This window comes from Actinomadura sp. KC06 (genome assembly GCF_004348735.1).
Classification (GTDB): Bacteria; Actinomycetota; Actinomycetes; order Streptosporangiales; family Streptosporangiaceae; genus Spirillospora.
The window spans coordinates 49,088-70,042 of record NZ_SMKT01000016.1 but is presented as its reverse complement, the minus strand read 5'-3'; the positions used below and the strand labels follow the sequence as shown (position 1 = coordinate 70,042).

Annotated in this window: 23 protein-coding genes; 11 read left to right on the top strand and 12 right to left on the bottom strand. The window is 69.1% G+C overall.

Going from position 1 to position 20,955, the window contains the following annotated elements; all coding sequences use genetic code 11:
* Positions 1–37: 37 nt before the first annotated feature.
* Both E1287_RS08335 and E1287_RS08330 read right to left on the bottom strand, forming a co-directional pair.
* Entirely contained in the window at positions 38–793 is a 756-nt protein-coding gene (locus tag E1287_RS08335; protein ID WP_131964266.1) for an ABC transporter permease, read from the bottom strand.
* Positions 790–1,758 (bottom strand): ATP-binding cassette domain-containing protein, encoded by a 969-nt coding sequence (locus E1287_RS08330; RefSeq protein WP_131964265.1) that lies wholly within the window; start codon positions 1,756–1,758, stop codon positions 790–792. The genes E1287_RS08335 and E1287_RS08330 overlap by 4 nt, the downstream gene beginning before the upstream one ends.
* Positions 1,759–3,126: 1,368 nt before the next feature.
* On the opposite strand from E1287_RS08330, the gene E1287_RS08325 reads away from it, so the two are divergent.
* The 5 genes from E1287_RS08325 to E1287_RS08305 all read left to right on the top strand — a co-directional run bounded on the left by E1287_RS08325 (position 3,127) and on the right by E1287_RS08305 (position 6,612).
* Positions 3,127–3,555 (top strand): PadR family transcriptional regulator, encoded by a 429-nt coding sequence (locus E1287_RS08325; RefSeq protein WP_165968927.1) that lies wholly within the window; start codon positions 3,127–3,129, stop codon positions 3,553–3,555.
* A complete protein-coding gene (locus E1287_RS08320; RefSeq protein ID WP_131964263.1) occupies positions 3,552–4,211 on the top strand; it encodes an RDD family protein in 660 nt (219 codons plus the stop codon). The genes E1287_RS08325 and E1287_RS08320 overlap by 4 nt, the downstream gene beginning before the upstream one ends.
* Positions 4,208–4,927: an ABC transporter ATP-binding protein gene (locus tag E1287_RS08315; protein ID WP_165968926.1), complete on the top strand. Its 720-nt coding sequence runs from the start codon at positions 4,208–4,210 to the stop codon at positions 4,925–4,927. Before E1287_RS08320 ends, E1287_RS08315 begins: the two co-directional genes overlap by 4 nt.
* A gap of 8 nt (positions 4,928–4,935) precedes the next feature.
* Positions 4,936–5,700 carry an ABC transporter permease subunit gene (locus E1287_RS08310; RefSeq protein WP_165968925.1) on the top strand — a complete coding sequence of 255 codons (765 nt, stop codon included), beginning with the start codon at positions 4,936–4,938 and terminating at the stop codon, positions 5,698–5,700.
* 63 nt (positions 5,701–5,763) lie between these two features.
* Positions 5,764–6,612 (top strand): LLM class flavin-dependent oxidoreductase, encoded by an 849-nt coding sequence (locus E1287_RS08305; RefSeq protein WP_131964260.1) that lies wholly within the window; start codon positions 5,764–5,766, stop codon positions 6,610–6,612.
* Between the two features lie 57 nt (positions 6,613–6,669).
* Here E1287_RS08305 and E1287_RS46260 read toward each other — a convergent pair whose 3' ends face one another.
* Genes E1287_RS46260 through E1287_RS08285 form a run of 5 tightly spaced genes read right to left on the bottom strand, consistent with a single transcriptional unit; the run spans position 6,670 to position 10,063 of the window.
* Positions 6,670–6,798, bottom strand: coding sequence for a hypothetical protein (locus tag E1287_RS46260; RefSeq protein ID WP_279503656.1), 129 nt, complete (start codon positions 6,796–6,798; stop codon positions 6,670–6,672).
* A gap of 32 nt (positions 6,799–6,830) precedes the next feature.
* Positions 6,831–8,543, bottom strand: coding sequence for a fatty acyl-AMP ligase (locus E1287_RS08300; RefSeq protein ID WP_131964259.1), 1,713 nt, complete (start codon positions 8,541–8,543; stop codon positions 6,831–6,833).
* A complete protein-coding gene (locus E1287_RS08295; RefSeq protein WP_131964258.1) occupies positions 8,540–9,091 on the bottom strand; it encodes a GNAT family protein in 552 nt (183 codons plus the stop codon). The genes E1287_RS08300 and E1287_RS08295 overlap by 4 nt, the downstream gene beginning before the upstream one ends.
* Entirely contained in the window at positions 9,088–9,357 is a 270-nt protein-coding gene (locus tag E1287_RS08290) for a hypothetical protein (RefSeq protein WP_131964257.1), read from the bottom strand. Before E1287_RS08290 ends, E1287_RS08295 begins: the two co-directional genes overlap by 4 nt.
* Entirely contained in the window at positions 9,350–10,063 is a 714-nt protein-coding gene (locus E1287_RS08285; protein WP_131964256.1) for a class I SAM-dependent methyltransferase, read from the bottom strand. The genes E1287_RS08290 and E1287_RS08285 overlap by 8 nt, the downstream gene beginning before the upstream one ends.
* A 17-nt stretch (positions 10,064–10,080) precedes the next feature.
* On the opposite strand from E1287_RS08285, the gene E1287_RS08280 reads away from it, so the two are divergent.
* The gene (locus E1287_RS08280) at positions 10,081–10,863 is read left to right on the top strand and encodes a TylF/MycF family methyltransferase (RefSeq protein WP_131964255.1); all 783 of its coding nucleotides are present in this window, start codon (positions 10,081–10,083) and stop codon (positions 10,861–10,863) included.
* 80 nt (positions 10,864–10,943) lie between these two features.
* Here E1287_RS08280 and rfbB read toward each other — a convergent pair whose 3' ends face one another.
* Together rfbB and rfbA are read right to left on the bottom strand one after the other, a co-directional pair.
* Positions 10,944–11,912 (bottom strand): dTDP-glucose 4,6-dehydratase, encoded by a 969-nt coding sequence (rfbB, locus tag E1287_RS08275; RefSeq protein ID WP_131964254.1) that lies wholly within the window; start codon positions 11,910–11,912, stop codon positions 10,944–10,946.
* A 13-nt stretch (positions 11,913–11,925) separates the two neighbouring features.
* Positions 11,926–12,807, bottom strand: coding sequence for a glucose-1-phosphate thymidylyltransferase RfbA (rfbA, locus tag E1287_RS08270; protein WP_131964253.1), 882 nt, complete (start codon positions 12,805–12,807; stop codon positions 11,926–11,928).
* A 24-nt stretch (positions 12,808–12,831) separates the two neighbouring features.
* Here rfbA and E1287_RS08265 point away from each other — a divergent pair, with 24 nt between their 5' ends.
* Positions 12,832–14,106 carry an activator-dependent family glycosyltransferase gene (locus E1287_RS08265; RefSeq protein ID WP_131964252.1) on the top strand — a complete coding sequence of 425 codons (1,275 nt, stop codon included), beginning with the start codon at positions 12,832–12,834 and terminating at the stop codon, positions 14,104–14,106.
* A gap of 80 nt (positions 14,107–14,186) precedes the next feature.
* Here E1287_RS08265 and E1287_RS08260 read toward each other — a convergent pair whose 3' ends face one another.
* The 3 genes from E1287_RS08260 to E1287_RS08255 all read right to left on the bottom strand — a co-directional run bounded on the left by E1287_RS08260 (position 14,187) and on the right by E1287_RS08255 (position 16,645).
* Positions 14,187–15,470, bottom strand: a complete 1,284-nt coding sequence (locus tag E1287_RS08260) for an amidohydrolase family protein (protein ID WP_131964251.1) — start codon at positions 15,468–15,470, stop codon at positions 14,187–14,189.
* A gap of 83 nt (positions 15,471–15,553) precedes the next feature.
* Positions 15,554–15,685, bottom strand: a complete 132-nt coding sequence (locus tag E1287_RS46255) for a hypothetical protein (RefSeq protein WP_279503636.1) — start codon at positions 15,683–15,685, stop codon at positions 15,554–15,556.
* Positions 15,686–16,645, bottom strand: a complete 960-nt coding sequence (locus E1287_RS08255; RefSeq protein WP_131964250.1) for a hypothetical protein — start codon at positions 16,643–16,645, stop codon at positions 15,686–15,688.
* 74 nt (positions 16,646–16,719) lie between these two features.
* Here E1287_RS08255 and E1287_RS08250 point away from each other — a divergent pair, with 74 nt between their 5' ends.
* From E1287_RS08250 to E1287_RS08235, 4 genes are read left to right on the top strand one after another with little or no spacing between them, the layout of a single operon-like run.
* Complete coding sequence (locus E1287_RS08250; protein ID WP_131964249.1) at positions 16,720–17,973, top strand: beta-ketoacyl-ACP synthase II; 1,254 nt, start codon at positions 16,720–16,722, stop codon at positions 17,971–17,973.
* Between the two features lie 21 nt (positions 17,974–17,994).
* Complete coding sequence (locus E1287_RS08245; RefSeq protein WP_131964248.1) at positions 17,995–18,255, top strand: acyl carrier protein; 261 nt, start codon at positions 17,995–17,997, stop codon at positions 18,253–18,255.
* Complete coding sequence (locus E1287_RS08240) at positions 18,252–19,358, top strand: AMP-binding protein (RefSeq protein WP_131964247.1); 1,107 nt, start codon at positions 18,252–18,254, stop codon at positions 19,356–19,358. The genes E1287_RS08245 and E1287_RS08240 overlap by 4 nt, the downstream gene beginning before the upstream one ends.
* Positions 19,355–20,839, top strand: coding sequence for an aromatic amino acid ammonia-lyase (locus E1287_RS08235; RefSeq protein ID WP_243718733.1), 1,485 nt, complete (start codon positions 19,355–19,357; stop codon positions 20,837–20,839). Before E1287_RS08240 ends, E1287_RS08235 begins: the two co-directional genes overlap by 4 nt.
* Positions 20,840–20,955: the final 116 nt, after the last annotated feature.

The following is a 20,955-nucleotide window of genomic DNA, read 5'->3' as shown; positions in this document are numbered from 1 at the left end:
TCTGTCGCGGGGACTGCTCGATCTATTGATCGGCACATCACACCGCGGTGCGTCGCATTGAGCGGACGCTGAGAAAAAGACCGATCGCGGCAATGGCCAGCGCGGCGGCGGGCCCCGTCGCCACCGAGGCATCGGTGAAGGCGCCGTCCATCAGAACACGCTCCGCGTCGACGATGTACCGCAGCGGATTGGCGCTCGACAGCGCGTCCAGCCAGGACGGCGCGAGCGACATCGGAAGGAGCGTTCCGGAGAGCAGCAGCAGCGGGAACAACAGGAGCTGAGTGATCGCCCAGAAGATGCCGTCCTGCCTCTTGACCGCCAGGGCCAGGGCGTAGGACAGGGCACCGAGTCCGACGCCCAGCACGACCAGCAACGCCAGCCCCGCCAGCAGGCCCAGCGGATCGGGGCGGAACCCGAACGGGATCGTCAGCACCACGATCACGAGCGCCTGGACGATCAGCGTGGTGACGTCCTTGAGGGTCCGGCCGGTCACCAGCGCCGAACGGGCCAGCGGCGTGGCCAGCAGCCGCTCGTGCACGCCGCTGCGGATCTCCGCCAGCAGCGTGAAACCCGCGCTCATCGTGCCGAACATGGCGAGCATGACGATGATGCCGGGGACGAACCACTGCCACGGGGTGCCGCCCTCGACCCCGGGGATGTTCGACAGCAGCGGTCCGTACAGCAGCAGAAAGACCAGCGGCTGGGCCATGGTGACGATGATGGCGATGGGCGAGCGCAGGACGGGCACCATCTCCCTGGCGTAGACCACCCCCGAGTCGCGCAGGGCCTTCATCGCGCGCCTCCCTCGTCGCCTTCGCGCAGGTTGCGTCCGGTGAGGTGGAGGAAGACGTCGTCGAGGGTCGCCCGCGTGACGCCGGCGGCCAGTGGCGGGGCGCCGCCCGCGTCGAGCGCGCGGATCAGCTCCGGCAGCCGGGCCTGCCCGCGGCGCGACTGCACGCTCACCACCGCCCCGTCGATCTGGACCCCTTCCGTGTCCGGCAGGCGGCCGCAGATCTGCGCGGCCACGCTCGCCTCTTCCGCGTCGCGCGTGGTGAGGCTGATCCGGTCGCCGGCCAGGTCGGCCTTCAGTTCGGCCGGCGAGCCGTCGGCGATCAGCTTCCCGTGATCGATGATCAGCACCCGTTCGGCCATGGCGTCCGCCTCCTCCAGGTAATGCGTGGTCAGGAAGATCGTGACGCCGTGCTCCTTGCGGAGTCGCAGCAGGTGATCCCAGAGGTTCTCGCGGCTTTGCGGGTCCAGGCCCGCCGACGGCTCGTCGAGGAAGAGCAACGCGGGCTGGTGCATCAGGCCGAGCGCGATGTCGAGGCGGCGGTGCTGGCCGCCGGACAACGTGCCCGCCGGGCGCCGGGTCACCGCTTCGAGGCCGAGCGACTGGATGAGCTCGTCCGCCCGGTTCACGGCCTGCCGCCCGCTCATTCCGTAGCAGCGGCCCTGGGTCACGAGCTCGTCTTTCACGCGCTGTTCGTTACCGGCCCCGTGGCCCTGGCCGATGTACCCGATACGGCGGCGCACCCCGGCCGGGTCGTCGACGATGTCGCATCCGGCCACGACAGCGGTGCCCGAGGACGGGGGCAGCAGCGTGGTGAGCATCCGAAGTGTCGTCGTCTTGCCCGCGCCGTTGGGTCCGAGAAAGGCCAGCAGTTCTCCCTCGGACACTCTCATGTCCAGGTCACGGACGGCCGGTAAGGGTTCACCCTTGACCCGAAAGGAGCGGGTCAGTCCACTGGTCATGATCATGGCAACTTACCGTCTTTCATGATCTTCTGTTGGATGGAAGGGCCGGGGAGGTAATTGATTGCAGCGCGAATTCTCGGCGGGCCTATGGCGTCTCGCCGGCGGGACCTGCGCGACGCAGGGGATCAGTTGCGATGCGTGCCGGATAAGTGCTGCGGGCCGACACGGTCCGTCTGATCTCAGGTGACGTTCTGTGAAGGGAGGTGGGCGTTCTCGTAACGTCTTACACCACGGCGACGATAGACAGGCGCCGATCGAGCCGCTGCCGTCGTTGTCCATGTTCGCCATGGCAGATGGAGTGGCTAGGGACTGAGTGACTGCATTTAACGACAGATGCCCGGCGATTCCAACCCTTAAGTTAATTCTCGGCGCCCCTGGCGTCTCGATGGCGCTGCGCGCGGCTCATCACGGTGCGTCGCGAGCACACGGACCTGCCACGAACGTCCTCCGGCCCGGGACCGGATCGCCGGTCCCCAGAAAGGGACGCTCTGACCGAATCCGGCCGATCAGCGAGAAAGGCGGCGAACTTCGCGCTTTCCAGAGTCGCGGGGCCACCGCCGGCGGTCGCGATGTCAACGGCCATCGTGCACGGCGGTCAGGCCTCCAAGCCGCCGCCGACCGCGGCGCGATCCGACCGCTGGGCACCCCGCCGCGGGCGCGCCCCACGGCCCGTGCCAAAAGACCGCGGACGTGAATCCAAAGCGATGAAAGGCGGAGTCACACGGGAAACTGCAGACGGAATGCCCAGGGGAAAATTGACCTCGTGATCGATGCGATGCGTCTTCAGGGCTACCGATTCGCGCCCGTCCGCCGGTGCATATTCTAATAAGGTCCACGACAACCGGTTCCGGCGGCCGATGTGCACCATGCCAGCAGCCGGATACCCGGAAGACCGGAAGCGGGGCGGCCAGGCTGTCAGTGCCGCTTGGGCGGAGCGTCCCCCCGCGCCTGCCCGCTTTCTACCTGCACAAACTAGCCGAGCTCGGCGACATGGTTCTGATCCCGGAATACGTCGAGCAGGCTAAAGGGCAGGCGACCCGTCCTATCTGGAAATGACGTATCTGCTCCCCGAGCCCCGCCCACAGTGCTGCCCTCCCAGGCAACAGAACTCTGCCGGACCCGACACCGATCACACACACCCGCGCCCGCGCGTCCCATGGTCCAGACCCCGGCGGATAAACATCGCTCGTCGCCGTCGAAGATTGCCGCCGAACACAAGGTCAACATTCAGAGAGGACCGGCCCGGCCGGCACCCCGCCGCTGCGAGGAGGCCGCCGACCCCCCACGTACGGCACGCCTCTGACGAGGGGTTTTCGCCTCAGTCGGTACGATGCCTTGTGTAAAAAGGTATCCCGCCATACGATGCATACCATGGCGGGAACTGGTCCCGAGCAGGCTGGTCCTGGATCCGGGCCCGAGAACGAGGCCGAGGCGCTGACGTCGCTGGCGTCCCTGCGCCGCCTGCGCCGGGAACTGTCCCGCGGCACCGGAGAGCTGGCCGTGCTGTCACTGCTGCAAGGGCAGCGGCGGTACGGGTACCAGCTGCTCAAACTGTTGCGCAGTCCCGATCTCGGCTCGCTGGAGATCAAGGAGGGCACGCTCTACCCGCTTTTGCACAGGCTCGAGGACGCCGGCCACATCGCCGCGACCTGGGAGGCCGAGGGACGAGCCAGACCGCGCAAGTACTACACGATCACCGTGGCGGGACAACGTCACCTGGCTGTGCTGCGGGACGAGTGGAGCAGCCTGACCGAATCGATGCGGCAACTCCTTGACATGCTGGACGAGGTGCGACGATGACCGATGAGCAGCGGATCATCGATGACTACGCCAGAGAGTACGAAGGGCTGCTGGCAGGGTCTCCGGACGAGCGGGCGCGGGGCGGCCGGGAGATGGCCGGCTATCTCCAGGACGCCGCCGAAGCCGGCGAACTGGCCGAGACGCTACGCAGGCTGGGCAGCCCGCGGGCCGCCGTGACGGCCATGTCCAAGCAGGGCTCGGCGCCGACGGCTCCGCTGGGCGCCCGGTTCGACGCGGCATTGCGGGACCATGCCCCGCTGCTCGTCGTGACCGTGGTGCTCATGCTGCAGCAGGTGCTGCGGCAGCTCGACGAGGGCGGTCCGCTCATGATCTTCTTTCCGCCCCCGCCCTACCAGCCGGGCGGCGGGCTGCTGCACGCCATCCTGATGACGCTCGCCCTGACGTGGTCGATCGTGGCGCTGGGCGTGATCGAGGGGCGCACCGGCACCACACCCGGAAAGCGCCGCGCGGGGCTGCGGGTGGTCGACGACACCGGAGTGCGCGCCGGGACGTCCCGATGCGTGCTCCGCCGTCTCAGCCTGCTCGGCGGCCCGCTCGTCTGGCTCGACTGGGCGGGTGTGCTCGGCGACGGGCGCCGCCGGTTCTCCGACCGGCTGACCAGGACGAAGGTCATCACCCTGACGGAGGAGCGATGAACGACCAGGGCGGGACGGCGACTCCGGCGATCACGACCGAACGGCTCAGCAAGCGGTACCCGGCGACGGGGACGGCGCTGGCGGAGGTCTCGGTCACGGTGCCGTCCGGCAGCCGGACGGCGCTGCTCGGACCGCAGCGCTCGGGCAAGACCACCCTTCTGAACCTGCTGGCCGGGCTGGCCGCGCCGACGTCCGGGAGCTTCCGGGTGACCGGGCGGATCAGGGGGATCGTCCACCCGTACGGGTTCTACCCGTGGCTCACCGGCAGGCAGAACCTCACCATGCTGTGCCGGCTGGCCGGAACCGACGCGGCCGAGGCGGACGGCTGCCTTGAACGGCTGCGGATCGAGACCGTCGCGGACCAGCGGTACGGCACCTACTCGCTCGGAACCAAGCAGCGGCTGGCCATCGCGGCCTCGCTGTTAGGGGATCCGGCCGTCCTCCTGCTCGACGAGCCCTCCAACGGCCTTGACCAGGCGGGCGCCGATCTGCTGGAGGAGATCCTCGCGGAGCGGGCCGGCCAGGGGACGACCATTCTCATGACCACCCATCATCTGCGCGACGCCGAACGCGGCTGCGATCACGCGATCCTGCTGGACGCCGGGGCCTGCGTCTACCAGGGGACGATGGGCGGGCTGCTTGCCCGCGGCGCCGAGGCGACCGGCGACCGGCTCGAACGGGTCTTCCTGCGTCTCACCGAGGAGTCGACGCAATGATCCATGCGATGAGCGCCGAGCTCTACAAGTTACTGCGCCCCCGGGCGAGCGCCGGGGTGATCCTGGCCGGGGCACTGATGGGCACGCTCGGCAGCGTGACCGTCCATGGCGGGATGGACGTGCCCGTGCTCAACGATCCGGACACCGCACGGCTGCTGAACAGGCCGCAGGGGCTGGTCGCGGGAGTGCTCGGGCCGTTCACCGTCTTCCTGTGCGCGCTGGGAGCCGGCTTCACGGCGAACCAGTTCGCAGGCGACCTCACCCTCGGGAACATGCGCACCCAGCTGGTGGTCCATCCCCGGCGCGGCGGGCTGCTGGCGGGAAAGGCGGCGGCGGGCGGCGTCATCGTGGTCCTCATCGTCCTGGCGGCCCTCCTGGCGGCCGCGCTGACCGCCCTGATCGTCGGCCCCGACCAGGTGAGGGACGAGACCTGGCTGACGGCGGACGGCGCCCGGGCCGCCGCTCGCACGGCCGGGCTGCTGTGCCTGTCGGTGCTGGCCTACTCCGCCGCGGGTTTCGGCTCGGCGCTGCTGATCCGGTCCACCGGGCCCGCGATCCTCGTCCCGGTGATCTACCTGCTGTCGGTGGACGGGCTGGTCGGCCAGGCGATCCAGGGGATGTCCGAGCAGGTGGCGAACTGGATGCCGCAGAGCAACCTGGTCGACCTGGCGAGGGGCGGCGACTACGGCAGGCCGTTGCTGTTCGCGCTGGTCTTCGCCGCCGCGCTGTTCGCCGCCGGCGCCGTGAGCTTCCGGCGCCGGGACGTTCTGTAAGGCTGGAGGGACCCCGCGCCCGTGCCCGTGCCCCCCGGCCGAAGCGAGACGGAGGACCTCCGGATGCCCCCCACCTTCGGGATCTACCTGCCGCAAACCCAGCGCGGTTACCCGGAACTGCTCGAACTCGCCGTCGGAGCCGAGACGTGCGGGTTCGAGGCGGTCTGGTTCATGGATCATCTGGCGCTGCCGGGGAGGCGCGGCGGCGCGCTCGAGGGCTGGACGGTCGCCGCCGCCGTCGCCGCGCGGACCTCCCGCATCCGCATCGGCCACCTCGTGCTGTGCGCCGCGTTCCGCCCTCCGGCGCTGCTCGGCCGCATGGCGGTCACCCTCGACCAGATCAGCGAGGGCCGGCTCAATCTCGGGCTCGGCTGGGGCTCGTCCCCCTCGGAACTGACCGGGCTCGGGCTCAGCCATGACCCTCCGCGGATCCGCAGGGAGAAGCTCGGCGAGACCATCGAGATCGTCCGGGCCATGGCCACCGGCGCTTCGGTCGACTACGAAGGGGAGCACTTCACCGTCCGGGACGCCATGGCCGGCCCTCCCGCCGTGCAGCAACCGGTGCCGCTTTACATCGGGGGGACGGGTCCGAAGACCATGGAACTGGTCAGGCAACGGGCCGACTGGTGGAACTGCTGGGCCCCCGACCGGCACCGGCTCCCGGACCTCATCCCCCTGGCCGGCCCGGCCCGCGTGTCGGTCAACTACTCGATGGCCTTCTCCCGTCAGGTCGTCCCGCACGACCAGGCGTTGATCGGTCCACCGCAGATGATCGCCGAGGAGTTGCGGGCCGACCGCCTGCTGGGCGTCGAGCATTTCGTGATCCAGATGATGGATCCCGCCGGCGGAGTCCGGGACCTGGAGAGGTTCATGGACAAGGTCGCGCCCGCGATCATCGACGCCGCGCGATGAGCGGTCGCTCGGGCGGGTGGGGGCGGCGTCGCCACCGCCCCCACCCGCCCTGGGCATTCAGATCCTGGCGTAGGTGTAGTAGACGGCCGCCGCCTCGACGATGTCGTCGGAGTCGAACCTCGTCACCTCGTCGTCGCCGTCGTCGTCCACCGACCACGACTGTTCCGCGATGGTGAGCTCGCGCATGATCCTTCCACCTCCTTCCCGTTTCTCGGCTTTCACTTCGCTGGTGCGATGGCAAGCCGTCCGCCGAGATACCTGTCCCGGCAGGCGCCCCGGCGGATCTTGCCGCTGGTCGTCCTCGGAAGGCTGCCCCTGCGCACGATCAGCAGGTCGTGGACGACAAGGCCGTGGTGACGGGCGATGTCCTCGCGCACCTGCTGGACGGCCGCGCTCAGATGCGGCGTCTCCGGACCGGCCTCCAGGAGGACGACCAGCCTCTCCTCCTCATCGACCGCCGTCGTGCCGGCCGCCGAGAAGGCGACCGCCGTCAGGCCCGGCCGTCCCGCCGTCGCCTCGATGTCGGTCGGATGATGGTTGCGGCCGCGGACGATGATGACGTCCTTCGTCCGCCCGACGATGTACAGATGTCCGTCGTGCTCGAACCCGAGGTCACCGGTTCGCACGCCGCCTCCGGCGAACACCTCGGCGGAGCGTTCCGGCAGGTTCCAGTAACCGTCGGCGATGTTGGGGCCGGATAGCGCGATCTCTCCGACCCGGTCGGCGGGCAGCGCCCGGCCGGGCGCGTCGGGGTCGGTGATCCGTACCGACAGCCCCGCCGCGGGCACACCGCAACCGACGAGCTCCACCGCCGTGTCGGCGGCGGCGGCCGGCCGGACCAGCCCGTCGGCGAGCGCCCGGCGGTCGAACCGGCGTACCGCGACCGGCGCCCCGATCTCCGGTGCGGTGCCCGCAAGCGTGGCCTCCGCCAGGCCGTAGCTGGGAGCGAGAGCCGAGGGGTCGAGCCCGCACGCGGCGAACGCGTCGGCGAACGCCCGTACCGAGTCGGCCCGCACCGGCTCTCCAGCGATGTGCAGCGTCCGCAGCGAGGACAGATCGAGCGTGCTCTTCTGCTCATCGGTCACCCGGCGCACGCAGTGGACCAGCCCGAAGTTCGGTGTGATGCTGCACTCGGCGCGGTGCTCGGAGATCAGCTGGAGCCAGCGGTGCGGCTCCCGGAGGAACGCCTCCGGGCTGAGCTGGACGGAACGGACGCCGCTGCTCAGCGGCCAGGCGATACCGCAGATCAGCCCCATGTCGTGGAAGAACGGAACCCAGGAGGCGGTCACCCTGCAGTCGGGGAAGTGGACCCGCATCTGGTGCCCGGTGACGGCCAGGTTGGCGTGGGTGATGCGCACGCCGGTGGGCGTTCCGGTGGATCCCGAGGTGTACTGCAAGTAGGCCAGGGCGTCCCCCGAGAGATCCGGACCGCGCCAGGCACGTCCCTCCGCGGGCGGTACCGCGTGGACGTCGATCAGGCTCGCGGCCAGGGCCAACGGCTCCCGGTGCCGCAGCTCCTGCAGCGCTCGCGAGACGTACTTGATCGCCTGTGTGGTGGTGAGAACCGCGGCGGGCGCGCAGTCGCCGATGACCGACAGCAGCCGTTCGCGGCTCCGGATCAGCTCGGGAGCGTAAAGGGGCACGGCGACGACACCGGCGTACAGGCAGGCCAGGAACGCGACCGGATAGCCGGCGTCGTGCGCGCAGAGGAGGACGGCGCGGTCGCCCGGGGAACACCGCCGGCGCAGCTCCGCCGCGACCGCCCGGGCCCGCTCGTCGAGGCGCCCGTAGGTGAGCGTCTCGGCCGGCTCGCGCAGCCGTCCGCCGCCTCCGAACACCATCGCCGGCCGGTCCGGATACGCCCGGGCGTTCCGGCGGATCGCGTCGGTGAGCAGCTCGCCGCTGACGGTGGTGCCGCTGACGGTGGTCATGGGTCTCGTCTCAGCGCGAGGCGGGAGACGAACGTCTCGCCGGTCTGCTCCCACTCCTCCCGGTAGACGGCGTAGATGTGGACGTCCCACAACCGCCCCCGGAAGAAGACGTGGTTCGGCAGGACCGCCTCCTTGGTCAGCACGTCGAGCAGCGGGCCGAAGTCGTCGAAGCTCGCCTCGGTGGTCTGGAAGTAGACCTTGCGGACGTTCCAGGTCGCGAAGGCGTAGTTGAGGGTGAGGGTGCTGGCCTCGGCGCCGAGGCCGCTCCGGATGTGCTCCGGGTCGAGGTAGATGCCGGCCTCGACATGACCGGCGGCGGGGACCATCTGGTGCAGGGAGCTGTAGCCCACCGTCTCGCCGTCGTCCTGCCGCTGGACGAGGAAGCGCGCGGCGACGCCGCCGGCCGTGGCCTTCATGAACTCGTCGAGGGTGGGCAGGCTCGCCATGCCGAGCCGCAGGAGCAGGCCGTACAGGATCCGGGCGTCCTGCTCCGCCGCCGGCACCAGCCGGATCCGCTTGGTCTCCAGGTAAGGGAAGAACAACGTCATCCCGCCTTCCCGCTCTGCTTCAGAATGAATACGGCGAGATCTTCGAACGTGCGCCCGGAGAATTCGACCAGGTCCTCGAGCACCAGGACGTTCAGCTGATGCTCGACTTCCAGCACGAGTTGCACGAAGGTGAAGGAGTCGAGATCGCCCAGTGTCATCGACTCGACGGTCGCCGCGTCGGCCTCGCAGACGTCGACCACGATCTCCCGCAACCGCGCTTCCAACTCCGTCTGATCGAGTTGCCCGGTCACCTGATTGTCAAGCACGGCGCCTCCCGATAAATAGGCCGCGTTCCGTTAACATTCCATCGAGATACTCCGCTTTGCAATCCGCGCGGGCGAACGCATCCAGGTATTCCTGCTCGGTGAACAGGGAGATGCGGTCGATCTCGGTAAATTCACGCAGGCCGGCGCTGTCGGCGACGATGAAGCGTAATTCCATGCGGGTGGCCGCGCCCTCCCGGGTGGACCGGGAGACCCGGGCGACGATCCGGCCGTCCTCGCGCGCCACGTCTCCGGCCACATAACCCTCGATGAAGCGCTCCGGGAACCACCAGGGCTCGATGCACAACACCCCGCCGGGCACCAGGTGATCGGCCATGCACGCGACGGAGCTGCGCAGGTCGGCGACCGTCGGCACGTAGCCGATGGCGGTGAACAGGCACGTCACGACGTCGAATGTCCGGCCGAGCCGGAAATCGCGCATGTCGGCCTGGTGAATCGACACACCGGGCAGCCGTTCTCGCGCGCGCATCAGCATCGGTTCGGAAATCTCCACACCGGCCGTATCCGGAAACGACTTTCGCAGCGCCGCCAGATGCGCCCCCGTGCCGCAGGCGACATCGAGCAAGGAGTGGGCGGTCGGCTTCCGGGACTTGATGAGCCGGGTGAGTTCGTCGGCCTCCGCCTCCCAGTCCTTACCCCGGGCACGATAGATGAATTCGTATACCTCGGCCATATCAGCACCGAACATGGCGCGATAATAACAGCATGAGAACACCACGCGAGCTCTATCTGGATCTGGTTAAACGGACGGTCGCGAACACGATCTATCAGGACGCCGATATCTGGTTCGGCGACTCCTGGGAAGAGGTCAGGTCCGGAATTCGGAAACAGCGCGGATTCGACACGGACCTGCGGGCGGCGGGCGCGGACCTGCCGAGCGTGGCGCACACGATGATCGGCCTCAGACGCCTGGACAACGTGCAGATGTGCGTGGAGCGGGTCATCGCGGACGGCGTCCCGGGGGATCTCATCGAGACCGGCGTCTGGCGGGGCGGCGCCAGCATCTTCATGCGGGCGGTGCTGGCCGCCCACGGCGTCCGGGATCGCGTGGTCTGGGTGGCCGACTCCTTCGAGGGCCTGCCGGAGCCGGACGGGCGGCGCTACCCGGCCGACCGCGGCGCCCCGCTGCACGTCCTCAACGACCTGCTCGGGGTCGACCTGGCCACCGTCGAGGAGAACTTCCGCCGCTACGGCCTGCTCGACGACCAGGTGGCCTTCCTCAAGGGCTGGTTCCGCGACACGCTGCCCGGCGCGCCGATCGAACGGCTCGCGGTGCTGCGCATGGACGGCGACCTGTACGAGTCCACCCACGACGCCCTCGTCCACCTGTACCCGAAGCTCCAGGTGGGCGGCTTCGTGATCGTCGACGACTACTTCGATCTGGCGCCCTGCCGTCTCGCGGTCCGCGACTACCGCGCCGCGCACGGCATCGACGACCCGATCGAACGGATCGACCAGGCCGGCGGCTACTGGCGCCGCAGCGCCTGAGACGAGGCGAACCGGCCCGGCGGGCACCGGGCGCCCCGGCCCCCCGAGCCGGGCCGGTGTCCCGCCGGCAGGACAGCGGATCACCCTCTTAACGGCTCCCACCAGGCACGATGCGCGGCGTACCAGCGCACGGTCGCGGCGAGCCCGGTGGCGAGGGCGATCCGCGGCCGGAAGCCGAGCCGGGCGATCTTCTCGGTGGCCATGGAGTAACGCCGGTCATGGCCGAGGCGGTCGGGCACCCGCCGCACCAGGGACCGCTCGCGCCCGGTCAGCCGGAGCAGCGTCTCGGTCAGTTCCAGGTTGGTCAGCTCGCTTTCGCCGCCCACGTTGTAGACCTCGCCGGGCAGCCCGCGCTCGGCGACGAGGGCCACGGCCCGGCAGAGGTCGTCGACGTGGAGCCACTCGCGGATGTGGCCGCCGTCGCCGTAGAGCGGCACCGTCAGCCCGTCCAGCAGGCTGGTGACGAACAGCGGGATCAGCTTTTCGGGGAACTGGTAAGGGCCGTAGCCGTTGGACGGACGCACGATGCAGACCGGCAGTCCATGGGTGCTGTGCTGGGCGCGGGCGAGGAGATCGGCGGCCGCCTTGGACGCCGAATAAGGCGAATTGGGCAGCAACGGCTCGTCCTCGGTCCATGAGCCCGCGGAGATGGAGCCGTACACCTCATCGGTGGAGATCTGCACGATCTTCGGTACGCCGGCCTGCCGGGCGGCGTCGAGCAAAGTGTGGGTCCCGAGCACATTGGTGGCGACGAACCGGTGCCCGCCCTCGATGGACCGGTCGACATGGGTCTCGGCCGCGAAATGGACGACGAGTTCGACGTCCCGCATCAGGTCGCGGACGAGTTTCTCGTCGGCGATATCGCCCTGCCGGAAGGTCATCGCGGGATGGCGGGCGACCGGCGCGAGGTTGTCGCGATTTCCCGCGTACGTGAGCAGGTCGAGCACCGTGACATGGGCGCCGCGCAGCCCCGGGTATGCGCCCGTGAGCGTGCGGCGCACGAAATTCGATCCGATGAAACCGGCGCCGCCGGTGATGAGGATTCGCATGGGTCAAGTCTGCTCAATGGGCGGCGGATATTTCCGCGGCGACTTCCATGACGTACCTGCCGTAATTCGAGGCGCCCAGTTCCGAGCCCAGCCGGAAACACTGCTCCGCATCGATGAATCCCATGCGCAATGCGATCTCCTCGATGCACGCGACGCTGATCCCCTGCCGGTTCTCCAGGGTGCGCACGTACTCGGCCGCCTCCAGCAGCGATTCGGGAGTGCCCGCGTCCAGCCAGGTGAAGCCCCTGCCGAGCTCGACCAGGCGGGCCCGCCCTGCGTCCAGGTAGGCCCGGTTCACATCGGTGATCTCCAGTTCGCCACGGCTGGACGGGCGGATTCCCCGGGCGATCTCGACGACTTCCCGGTCGTACAGATAAAGCCCGGTGATGGCGTTCTCCGAACGGGGGTGCAGGGGTTTCTCGACGATCGACAGCAACTCCCCCGCGGAGCCGAGTTCGGCGACCGCATACCGCTCCGGATCAGTGACCGGGTAGCTGAAGAGCGTGCAGCCGTGGTTGGCGGCGCGGCTCGCGGCGAGCATGTCGGTGAAACGGGCGCCGTGAAAGATATTGTCCCCGAGGATCAGCGCGCAGTCGTCGCCGGCGATGTGGTCGGCGCCGATCAGCAGCGCGTCGGCGATTCCCCGCGGCTCGTCCTGGACCGCATAGCCGATGTCCAGGCCGAGGTGCGAACCATCGCCGAAGAGATCGCGCAGGCTCGGCGTCGTGCTCGGAGTGGAGATGACCAGGATCTCCCCTATCCGGGCCAGCATCAGCACCGAGAGCGGGTAGAAAATCATCGGCTTGTCATAGACGGGAAGCAACTGCTTACAGCAGGCGAGGGTGAGCGGATACATTCTTGTGCCGTTTCCACCGGCCAGGATGATGCCTTTCATAGGCGCTGAGGGTACTCTCGAAGAATGCGGTTCGTTTTCGTCTCATACGCAGAAAGAACACATTTCCTCTCGATGGTTCCGCTGGCTTGGGCGCTGACCGTCGCCGGCCACGAAGTGCGGGTGGCCGCGCAGCCGGAGCTGGTGGACACCGTCACCCGCGCGGGCCTGACGGCCGTCCCGGTCGGGCGGGATCACAGCCTCTGGCGGACGCTGCAGCTGCACCCCGACGTGTTCGAGCTGGTGCGCGACGGGAGGCTGCCGCCCTTCGACATGGCCGAGACGCCCCCGGAGGAGATCACCTGGGAGGCGCTCAAGAACGGCTACGACCGTGTCGTGCCCTGGTGGTGGCGGCTGGCGAACGATCCGATGATCGAGGAACTCACGGAGTTCTGCCGGGCCTGGCGCCCCGACCTGGTGATCTGGGAGCCCGCGACGTTCGCCGGTCCGATCGCGGCGAACGCCTGCGGCGCCGCGCACGCCCGGCTGCTCTGGAGCGTCGACCTGTTCGGCCAGATGCGCGGGCACTACCGGCGGCTCAACGACCTCCGTCCCGAGGGCGACCGCCCCGACATGCTGGCCGAGTGGCTCGATCAGTGGGCGCGGAAGTTCGGCGGCGGCTTCTCCGAAGAGATGACCACCGGGCATTTCACGCTCGACCAGCTCCCGCCGATGCTGCAGCTCGACCTGCCGCTGCCCTACGTCCCCATGCGGTACGTGCCGTACAACGGGGTGAGCGTGGTCGAACGGTGGGTGTGGGAGCAGCCGGAACGGCCCCGCGTCTGCCTCACGCTGGGCACGAGCGCCACCGACCGGTTCGGCGGGTACTCGATTTCGCTCGGCGAGATCTTCGACGCCCTGGCGGATCTGGACATCGAGCTGGTGGCCACCGCGCCGGACGCCGACAGGGCCGCGATCGGCCCGGTACCCGCCAATGTCAGGCTGGTGGGTTACGTGCCGCTGCACGCTCTCGTCCAGAGCTGCGCGGCCGCCATCCACCACGGCGGCTGGGGCACGATCTGCACGATCGCGATCTCCGGGCCGGTGCCCCAGCTGGTTCTGCACGAACAGTTCGACGCCCCGTTCCTGGGCCACCGCATCGCCGACTGCGGCGCCGGGCTGGCCGCCCCCATGGCCACCGTCACAGGCGAGGAGATACGGCAGGGCCTGCTGCGGTTGCTGGCCGAGCCGCAGTTCGGCGAAGGCGCCGGCCGGTTGCGGGCGGAGATGATGAGCCGACCGACGCCGCAGGAGATCGTGCCCGCGCTCGGGACGCTCACCGCCATGTTCAAGCCCGGGTGAAACGTCCGGCCGGAGCGGCGCGAACAGCCGGAGCGGCAGGAACGGGCGGAATGGCGCGAACAGGCGGATGTCCGGACGGCCTATCCCGCTTTGCCCTCCTGTGCGGCGCGGTTGTCTGCCCAGCGCTCGCGTCCGGATCCGGTGAGGATCCCGGCGAAGGCCGGGCATTTGGCGGCCTCGGCGGGCAGGGTCCGCGGATCGATACCGGCGGTCACTTCCGTGCGGCGAGGCCCTACCCGGTCGGCAATCGGCGCCAGGAATTCCGGATCGAAGCCGAAGAGTTCGGCCGCGGTGCCCCCGAGCATCATTTCGACCTCTGCCTCGGGTACTCCCGCGTAGCTGAACCGGATGGCCTCCGGGGAGAAGGGATAGCTCGCCTCGACATGGGGGTAGTCGCTGCCCCACATGATGCTACGGACGCCGACGGATTCCCTGATCGCCGTTTCGGCCCGGTGCATGAAGCTGGCGCCCACATGGCATTGGCGCTGCCAATATTCGCTCGGGCGCAGTGAAAGGTTCGCCGCCACCGCGGCGCCGTGGGTCAGTTCATCGGAGCGGGTGTCGCTGCGCCGCATGGTGTCGATGAATCCGTCCATGCCGCGCAGTTGATTGGGGATCCAGCCCAGCCCCTCCTCGGTGAATATGATCTTGAGCTCGGGGTTGCGCTCCAGCACTCCGCCGAGGATCAGGTGGCGCAGCGTGCGCTGGTCCCACCAGCGCAGTTCCAGCATGAACAGCACATGGTCCTCGGGACGGTCGCCGGTGCGGGGCCCGGCGCCTCCGCTGTGCACGTTGATCGGGACGCCCAGTTCGGCGCAGGTCCGCCAAAGCGGCCCGTAGTAGTCGTGGTAGTAGAGCGGAGGCAGGCCCGACCCGGGCGGCGTGCCGGGAAGCAGCAGCCCGCCGCGCAGCCCGGCCTCGACCGCCCAGCGCACCTCGGCGACGGCCTCGTCGATATCGAAGAGCATGACCTGGAAGACCCCGGTCCTGCGCCCCTTGGCCTCCGCGCAGAAATCGGCCAGCCAGCGGTTGTGCGCCCGCAGGCCGGCCCAGCGCCGTTGCAGGTCCGCAGCCGACTCGCTGAAATGCTGGCTGCCCAGCGAAGAGGCGGAGAAAAAGGGAGGAACGGTGTTGGGGAACATGACCTCGGCCACGATTCCATCGTTCTCCAGCTCACGCAGGCGGCGGTCGGAGTCCCAGTTCCGGGTACCGTCCTCGCCCTTCAGATCCTCGTAGGGAATCTCGTAGCCGGCCGCCCAGGCGTCGAATTCCTCGCGGTATACCGGGTCAAGGTAGTCACGGTAGCCGAGCAGGTCAGCCCCGCCGTGACAATCGGATGAGATCACCATGTAGCGTTCGCTCATTTTGCCACCCCTCGGACGGGTAACCGTAGAAACGTGTACGCGAGGTGCACGCCTACCGGCCGGCACCTCGCGTACACTCTGGATCAGATTCTCGCGTAGAAGTAGGCGACTCCGGCAGCCTCGACCGAGTCGGTCACCTCGAAGCGCTCGACGTCGAGGTCTTCGCCCTCCTCGTCCACCGCCCATGACTGATCGGTAAGCGTGAGATCACGCATTTAGTTCACCTCCTTTCCGGTCTGTTCGAATTTGTGAGAACAGTCGGCCACGACAAAGTCCATATGGGCGCCGGTCATGCCCTCCCCGAATCCCAGATGGACGGTGCCGGCGCCCTCGTTGAGCTGGGAGTTGTGCCGCCAGTCCACATGCGGCAGCAGGCTCATGTTGGTGCCGAGGCCGAGCTCCAGCGTGTGCAGGTTGTAATCGGGGTTGGTCACCTCGCGGACGGCGTCGGTGAAGTCATGGCCGCCGGCGCGGATCGAGGTGGCCCGGCCCTCGTGCAACTCCACCGTGATCGGGGCGTTGGCCACCAGCTCGTCGCGCACCTTCCAGGCCTCGCGGATCCTCGCCACGCCCGTCTCGTCGGCCCGCGCGTCCTGGGCCACCAGCGAACCCTGGGCGACGAGGGTCCCGTTCAGGACGAACGCGCCGAGCCAGTCCTTGGACGAGGGCGCGGTGATCGAGAACTCGGTGTAGCTCCCGACGCTGACCCACTTGCCCGGGTCGATCGCGGCGTCCAGCCAGGCGTTGGCGTTGAGCTTCTCCGACAGCGTGCACCTGAGATGCATGTCGTCGGAGTAGAAGATCAGGTCGCCCGGCTGCTCGGCAACGCTCTTGGCCCAGTAGCGATTGTAGTCACACGCCTTTTCGTAATCGGTGAGCAGGACCAAACGCATCGTGTACTTGGCGACCTCCATGCCGGAATCGAAGCTGGAAATCGGTATCACGAACGAGCGGGACTTGCGGAACGTCCGGCGGATGTCCCTGGTGACCAATGTGTTGCGCAGGAACACTGCCGTTCCGATGCCGTCAGGAAGCTCGGCGGCCTGATCGAGGTGGATCGCTCGCGCTCCCAACTCGATGGCGTAGTCAACGAGTTCTTGGTCGTCGGCAACCACGTAGTAGTCCCCGTCGGGGAAAAGCTGGCGCAGGCCGACTTTGGCTCTATTCTGCGACATGGTTCGCACCATAGCCACCCAATACTCGGAATACAACAATTCCGTCCCGCCGGCGGGACAACGGAGGGATCGCCATGCCGAACGTCGTTGTTACCGGACGCGCCGCCATCACGCCCGTCGGCCTCGACTGGGCGGAAAGCTGGCAGGCGATGACCGCGGGCCGCAGCGGTATAGACGCCGTCTCCTGCGTGGACGTGAGCGATTTGCCGGTGCGCATCGCCGGTGAGGTCAAGGGCTTCGTCCCGGACTCCCGGCTGCCGACCGCGCTGCTGCGCCGCACGTCCCGGACCGTCCACCTCGCGCTCTCCGCAACGCTTCGCGCGCTGGACGACGCCGCCCTCCGGATGACCGAGACGCTCGCGCCGCGGACCGGGGTCGTCCTCGGACATATCGGGCTGCCGACCGACGCGCTCGTGGCGGGCGACGCGGCCCTCGAAAGCGCCGGGCCCCTGGGGATCAGCCCGTACGCGTTCGCGAGCCAGGGCGTGGTCACCTGCGCGGCCGAGACGGCGCTGCAGCTCGGGGCGCGCGGGCCGTGCCTGAGCGTCGCCACGGCCTGCGCGACCGGCGCGACCTGTATCGGACAGGGCATGAGGCTGATCCAGGAGGGCGCGGCGGACGTCGTGATCGCGGGCGGAGCCGACGACACCATCACCCGGTACGGCCTGGCCACCGGGGCACGGGCGCGGGCGCTGTCGCGGCGCAACGATGAGCCGCGCAGGGCCAGCAGGCCCTTCGACCGGGCCCGCGACGGCTTCGTGATGAGCGCCGGCGCTGGCGTGCTCATCCTGGAGAGCGCCGAGCACGCGGCGGCCCGCGACGCGCGCATACTGGCGGAACTGGCCGGCTACGCCAGCACCATGGACGGATTCCATCTCACCGCGCCCGACCCGCAGGGCGCGGGCGCCTCGGCCGCCATGCGCGGGGCGATGGACGAAGCGCGGATCGGCGCGGACGACGTGGGCTATATCAACGCGCACGGAACCTCCACACCGCTGAACGACAAGGCCGAAGCGGAAACGATTCGCAAGGTGTTCGGCGCGCGATCGACGACCATTCCGGTCAGCTCGGTGAAGAGCATGATCGGGCATAGTCTGGGTGCTGCGGGCGCCATTGAGGCGCTGGTCGCGGTTGAGACGATCAACACTGGGATCGTGCCGCCGACCATAAACTGCGACGATCCGGAGGATCCTGCCATGAACTTTGTCGCCCATCAAGCGCAGGAGCATCGGGTCGACGTTGTCATGAGCAATTCCTTCGGTTTCGGCGGGCATAATGCCATCTTGCTCATCAGGCGCTGGAGGAATTCGTCCGCCAGCTCCTCCTAGCACCGTGCGGAGGGAGACCTCATGGCCGCAGAAACGAATCACCTGCCTTTACTGGCGACCGTCGTCGAGGAAGTCACGGGCGTGCCCGCGGCCGAGGTCCGGTCGGACTGCGATCTGATCGAGGATCTCGGCCTGGATTCCCTGTCGGTGGTCGAGGTCGTGTTCGAGACCCAGAAGCGGCTGGCCACCGAGATCCCGGACGAGGGCCTGGCCGGGGTGCGAACCGTGCACGACCTCCTGCAGGTCGTCGATCTCGCGGTGAACGGATCGGCCACCCCATGACGTACCCGGAGCTGAGCCCGGCCGCGCTCCTGGCCGACCCCACCGCGGCACGGCATTCCGAGGAGCCGTGGCACGTGCGGTGGGACGATGCCGGTGAGACGGGGGGTTCCGCAGAGGACGTGCGGAACGTGCTTCCGGAGACGGTGGATCTGCGCACTTCCGGCACCACGGGGACGGGCCAGACCTGGCGCCGCACGCGCGAGCAGATGTGGGCCGAGGCTGGGCTGCTCGCCGACCTGCTCCGGCCCGGTGAGCCGCAGGCCGTCCTGTCGTTCGCTCCGCCGCGCCACCTGTTCGGTGCGCTGGCGACCGTTCTCGCTCCCGCGAAGCTGGGGGTCCGCACCTGGTACCGGCCGCGGTTCTTCGGCACGATGCCGCCCCCCGAACAGGCGAACTGGGCCGTGATCGCCGTCCCGTGGACCTTCGCCATCCTGCGCCGGAACCACGCCTGGGTCCGCGCCGTCCGGCGGCTGACCATCCTGCACAGCACGGCGTCGCTGCCCGCGCCCGCGGCGGAGCTGCGCGCGGCGGTCGGCGCCGACCGCCTGCGCATCGTCGAGGTCTTCGGCTCCACCGAGGCCGGCGGCATCGCCACCCGGACCTGGACGGGCGACGACGGCCCCTGGGAGCTGTTCCCCGACGTGGCGTTCGCGGCGCCGCAGAGACCGGGCGGCGGCGAGGTGCCGCTCGAGGTGAGCAGCCCCCGGCTGGCGTTCCGGGCGGGCGGCCGCCCCCCGGCGATGTGGCGGACGGACGATTTCGTCGAACCCGTGGACGCCCGCCGGTTCCGGTTCACCGGCCGCCGCGGACGTCTCGTGAAGATCAACGGACGCCGGGTCAACCTCGACGGCCTCGAGGAAGGGCTGCGTTCGGCGGTGCCGTGCGCCGACCTGGCCGTCCTGCCCGTCCCCGACGAGCTGAGCGGCGAGCATCTGGACCTGCTCGTCGTCCCCGCCCGGGATGCGGGGACCGCGCTGACGGAGGGGGCCGTACGGATCGCCGCCGCACAGTTCGACATACGGCCCCGGAAGGTGCGGTTGATCGACCGGATCGACCGCTCGGAGACGGGGAAACTGCGCCTGCACCAGGGGGACCTTTCGTGAAGACGATCGCCGAGATTCTGGACAGCGCCACCTGGGAGTCGGCGCTGGACGACGACATATCCGACGACGCCGCGCGCATGCAGGCCAGCGTGGCGGTGCTCACCGGCGCGCTGACGTCCGGCGAACCGGTCTACGGCGTCACGCACGGGTTCGGCCCGCTGGTGGCCTATGCCGGGGCGGAGTCCCAGATGGATCAGGGCAGGGGGCTGATCTGCCATCTGGGCACCGGGCAAGGTGCACCGTTGGGGCCGGAGGTGTGCAGGCTGGTCATGTGGCTTCGGCTGGCCAGCATGCGCAAAGGCTTCTCCGGGGTCTCGCCCGCCTTCTGGCGAATCCTCGCCGACCTGTGGAACCGCGGCTTCACCCCGGTAATCCCCAGAGACGGAACCGTAAGCGCCAGCGGCGACCTGCAGCCTCTCGCCCACGCCGCGCTTGCGCACACCGGGTTCGGTCAGGCGTGGACACGCGAGGCGGACGGCACCTGGCGGTGCGAGGACGCCGCGACGGCGCTGGCCGATCTGGCGGCGCGTCCCATCGAGTGGCCCGCACGCGAGGCACTCGCCTTCGTCAACGGGACGAGTGTCGGCCTGGCGGTGAGCCTGCACAACCATCGCGCGGCCTTACGGCTGGCCCGCGCGGTCGCCCTGCTCACCGGACGGCTCGCCGAGCTGCTACGGGTCAATCCCGAGGCCTACCATCCGGGCATCGGGCATGCCAGGGGCCAGCTCGGTCAGCTCCGGGTCGCACGCTGGGTCCGCGACGAGATGTCACCGGATGCCGTCCGTGACCCGAAGCGTCGTCTGCAAGAGCCCTACAGCCTGCGTTGCGTACCGCAGATCCTCGGCGCCGTGGCGGACCAGCTCGCCGCGGCGGAGGACATATTGGTGCGCGAGGCCACCGGGTGCACGGACAACCCCATCTGCTACGAGGGCGAAGTGCTGCACGGCGGCAACTTCCATGCCCTGCCGGTCGGGCTCTGCTCCGACCAGATCGGCCTGTGCGTCCAGCAGATCGCCTTCCTCGCCGACCGGCAGCTCGGGCTGCTCTGCGTCCCTGAGCACAACGGCGGCCTGCCGCCGATGCTCACCCCCCGGCCCGGCAGCGGCAGCGGCCTTGCCGGGGTGCAGATCAGCGCGACCTCCTTCGTTTCCCGGATAAGGCAGCTGGTCTACCCGGCATCGCTGACCGCCCTGCCGACCAACGGCGGCAACCAGGACCACGTGCCGATGGCTCTCAACGGCGCCAATTCCGTGGCCGACGCCGTGGACCTGGCCTGGCTGGTGGTCGGTTCGCTCGCCGTCGGCGCCGCCCAGCTCGCCGAACTGAGCGGGCGGGACGCGGTGGACGGCGTCTGGGCGGAGCTGAAAGCGATCTCTCCGCCGCTGGCGGAGGACCGTCCGATGGCGCTGGAGGTAAGGCGCGCGGCCGACCTGATGGCGGCCGAGGCCGAGTCCCGCCTGCGCTCCGAAGAGCTCTCCTGAACGCTCGGCGAAGAGCTCTCCTGAACGCTCCGTCGTGCCGTCCGACCCCGAGTGATGAGTTTTCGCGCCCGCACCCGTCACACCTGTAACAGGGACACGACGAGCGGGAAGGATGA

Bases quoted from the DNA above. Each gene is read 5' to 3' on its own strand.
- E1287_RS08335 (WP_131964266.1), bottom strand. From the start codon at position 793: ATGAAGGCCCTGCGCGACTCGGGGGTGGTCTACGCCAGGGAGATGGTG.
- E1287_RS08330 (WP_131964265.1), bottom strand. From the start codon at position 1,758: ATGATCATGACCAGTGGACTGACCCGCTCCTTTCGGGTCAAGGGTGAA.
- E1287_RS08325 (WP_165968927.1), top strand. From the start codon at position 3,127: ATGGCGGGAACTGGTCCCGAGCAGGCTGGTCCTGGATCCGGGCCCGAG.
- E1287_RS08320 (WP_131964263.1), top strand. From the start codon at position 3,552: ATGACCGATGAGCAGCGGATCATCGATGACTACGCCAGAGAGTACGAA.
- E1287_RS08315 (WP_165968926.1), top strand. From the start codon at position 4,208: ATGAACGACCAGGGCGGGACGGCGACTCCGGCGATCACGACCGAACGG.
- E1287_RS08310 (WP_165968925.1), top strand. From the start codon at position 4,936: ATGAGCGCCGAGCTCTACAAGTTACTGCGCCCCCGGGCGAGCGCCGGG.
- E1287_RS08305 (WP_131964260.1), top strand. From the start codon at position 5,764: ATGCCCCCCACCTTCGGGATCTACCTGCCGCAAACCCAGCGCGGTTAC.
- E1287_RS46260 (WP_279503656.1), bottom strand. From the start codon at position 6,798: ATGCGCGAGCTCACCATCGCGGAACAGTCGTGGTCGGTGGACGACGAC.
- E1287_RS08300 (WP_131964259.1), bottom strand. From the start codon at position 8,543: ATGACCACCGTCAGCGGCACCACCGTCAGCGGCGAGCTGCTCACCGAC.
- E1287_RS08295 (WP_131964258.1), bottom strand. From the start codon at position 9,091: ATGACGTTGTTCTTCCCTTACCTGGAGACCAAGCGGATCCGGCTGGTG.
- E1287_RS08285 (WP_131964256.1), bottom strand. From the start codon at position 10,063: ATGTTCGGTGCTGATATGGCCGAGGTATACGAATTCATCTATCGTGCC.
- E1287_RS08280 (WP_131964255.1), top strand. From the start codon at position 10,081: ATGAGAACACCACGCGAGCTCTATCTGGATCTGGTTAAACGGACGGTC.
- rfbB (WP_131964254.1), bottom strand. From the start codon at position 11,912: ATGCGAATCCTCATCACCGGCGGCGCCGGTTTCATCGGATCGAATTTC.
- rfbA (WP_131964253.1), bottom strand. From the start codon at position 12,807: ATGAAAGGCATCATCCTGGCCGGTGGAAACGGCACAAGAATGTATCCG.
- E1287_RS08265 (WP_131964252.1), top strand. From the start codon at position 12,832: ATGCGGTTCGTTTTCGTCTCATACGCAGAAAGAACACATTTCCTCTCG.
- E1287_RS08260 (WP_131964251.1), bottom strand. From the start codon at position 15,470: ATGAGCGAACGCTACATGGTGATCTCATCCGATTGTCACGGCGGGGCT.
- E1287_RS46255 (WP_279503636.1), bottom strand. From the start codon at position 15,685: ATGCGTGATCTCACGCTTACCGATCAGTCATGGGCGGTGGACGAGGAG.
- E1287_RS08255 (WP_131964250.1), bottom strand. From the start codon at position 16,645: ATGTCGCAGAATAGAGCCAAAGTCGGCCTGCGCCAGCTTTTCCCCGAC.
- E1287_RS08250 (WP_131964249.1), top strand. From the start codon at position 16,720: ATGCCGAACGTCGTTGTTACCGGACGCGCCGCCATCACGCCCGTCGGC.
- E1287_RS08245 (WP_131964248.1), top strand. From the start codon at position 17,995: ATGGCCGCAGAAACGAATCACCTGCCTTTACTGGCGACCGTCGTCGAG.
- E1287_RS08240 (WP_131964247.1), top strand. From the start codon at position 18,252: ATGACGTACCCGGAGCTGAGCCCGGCCGCGCTCCTGGCCGACCCCACC.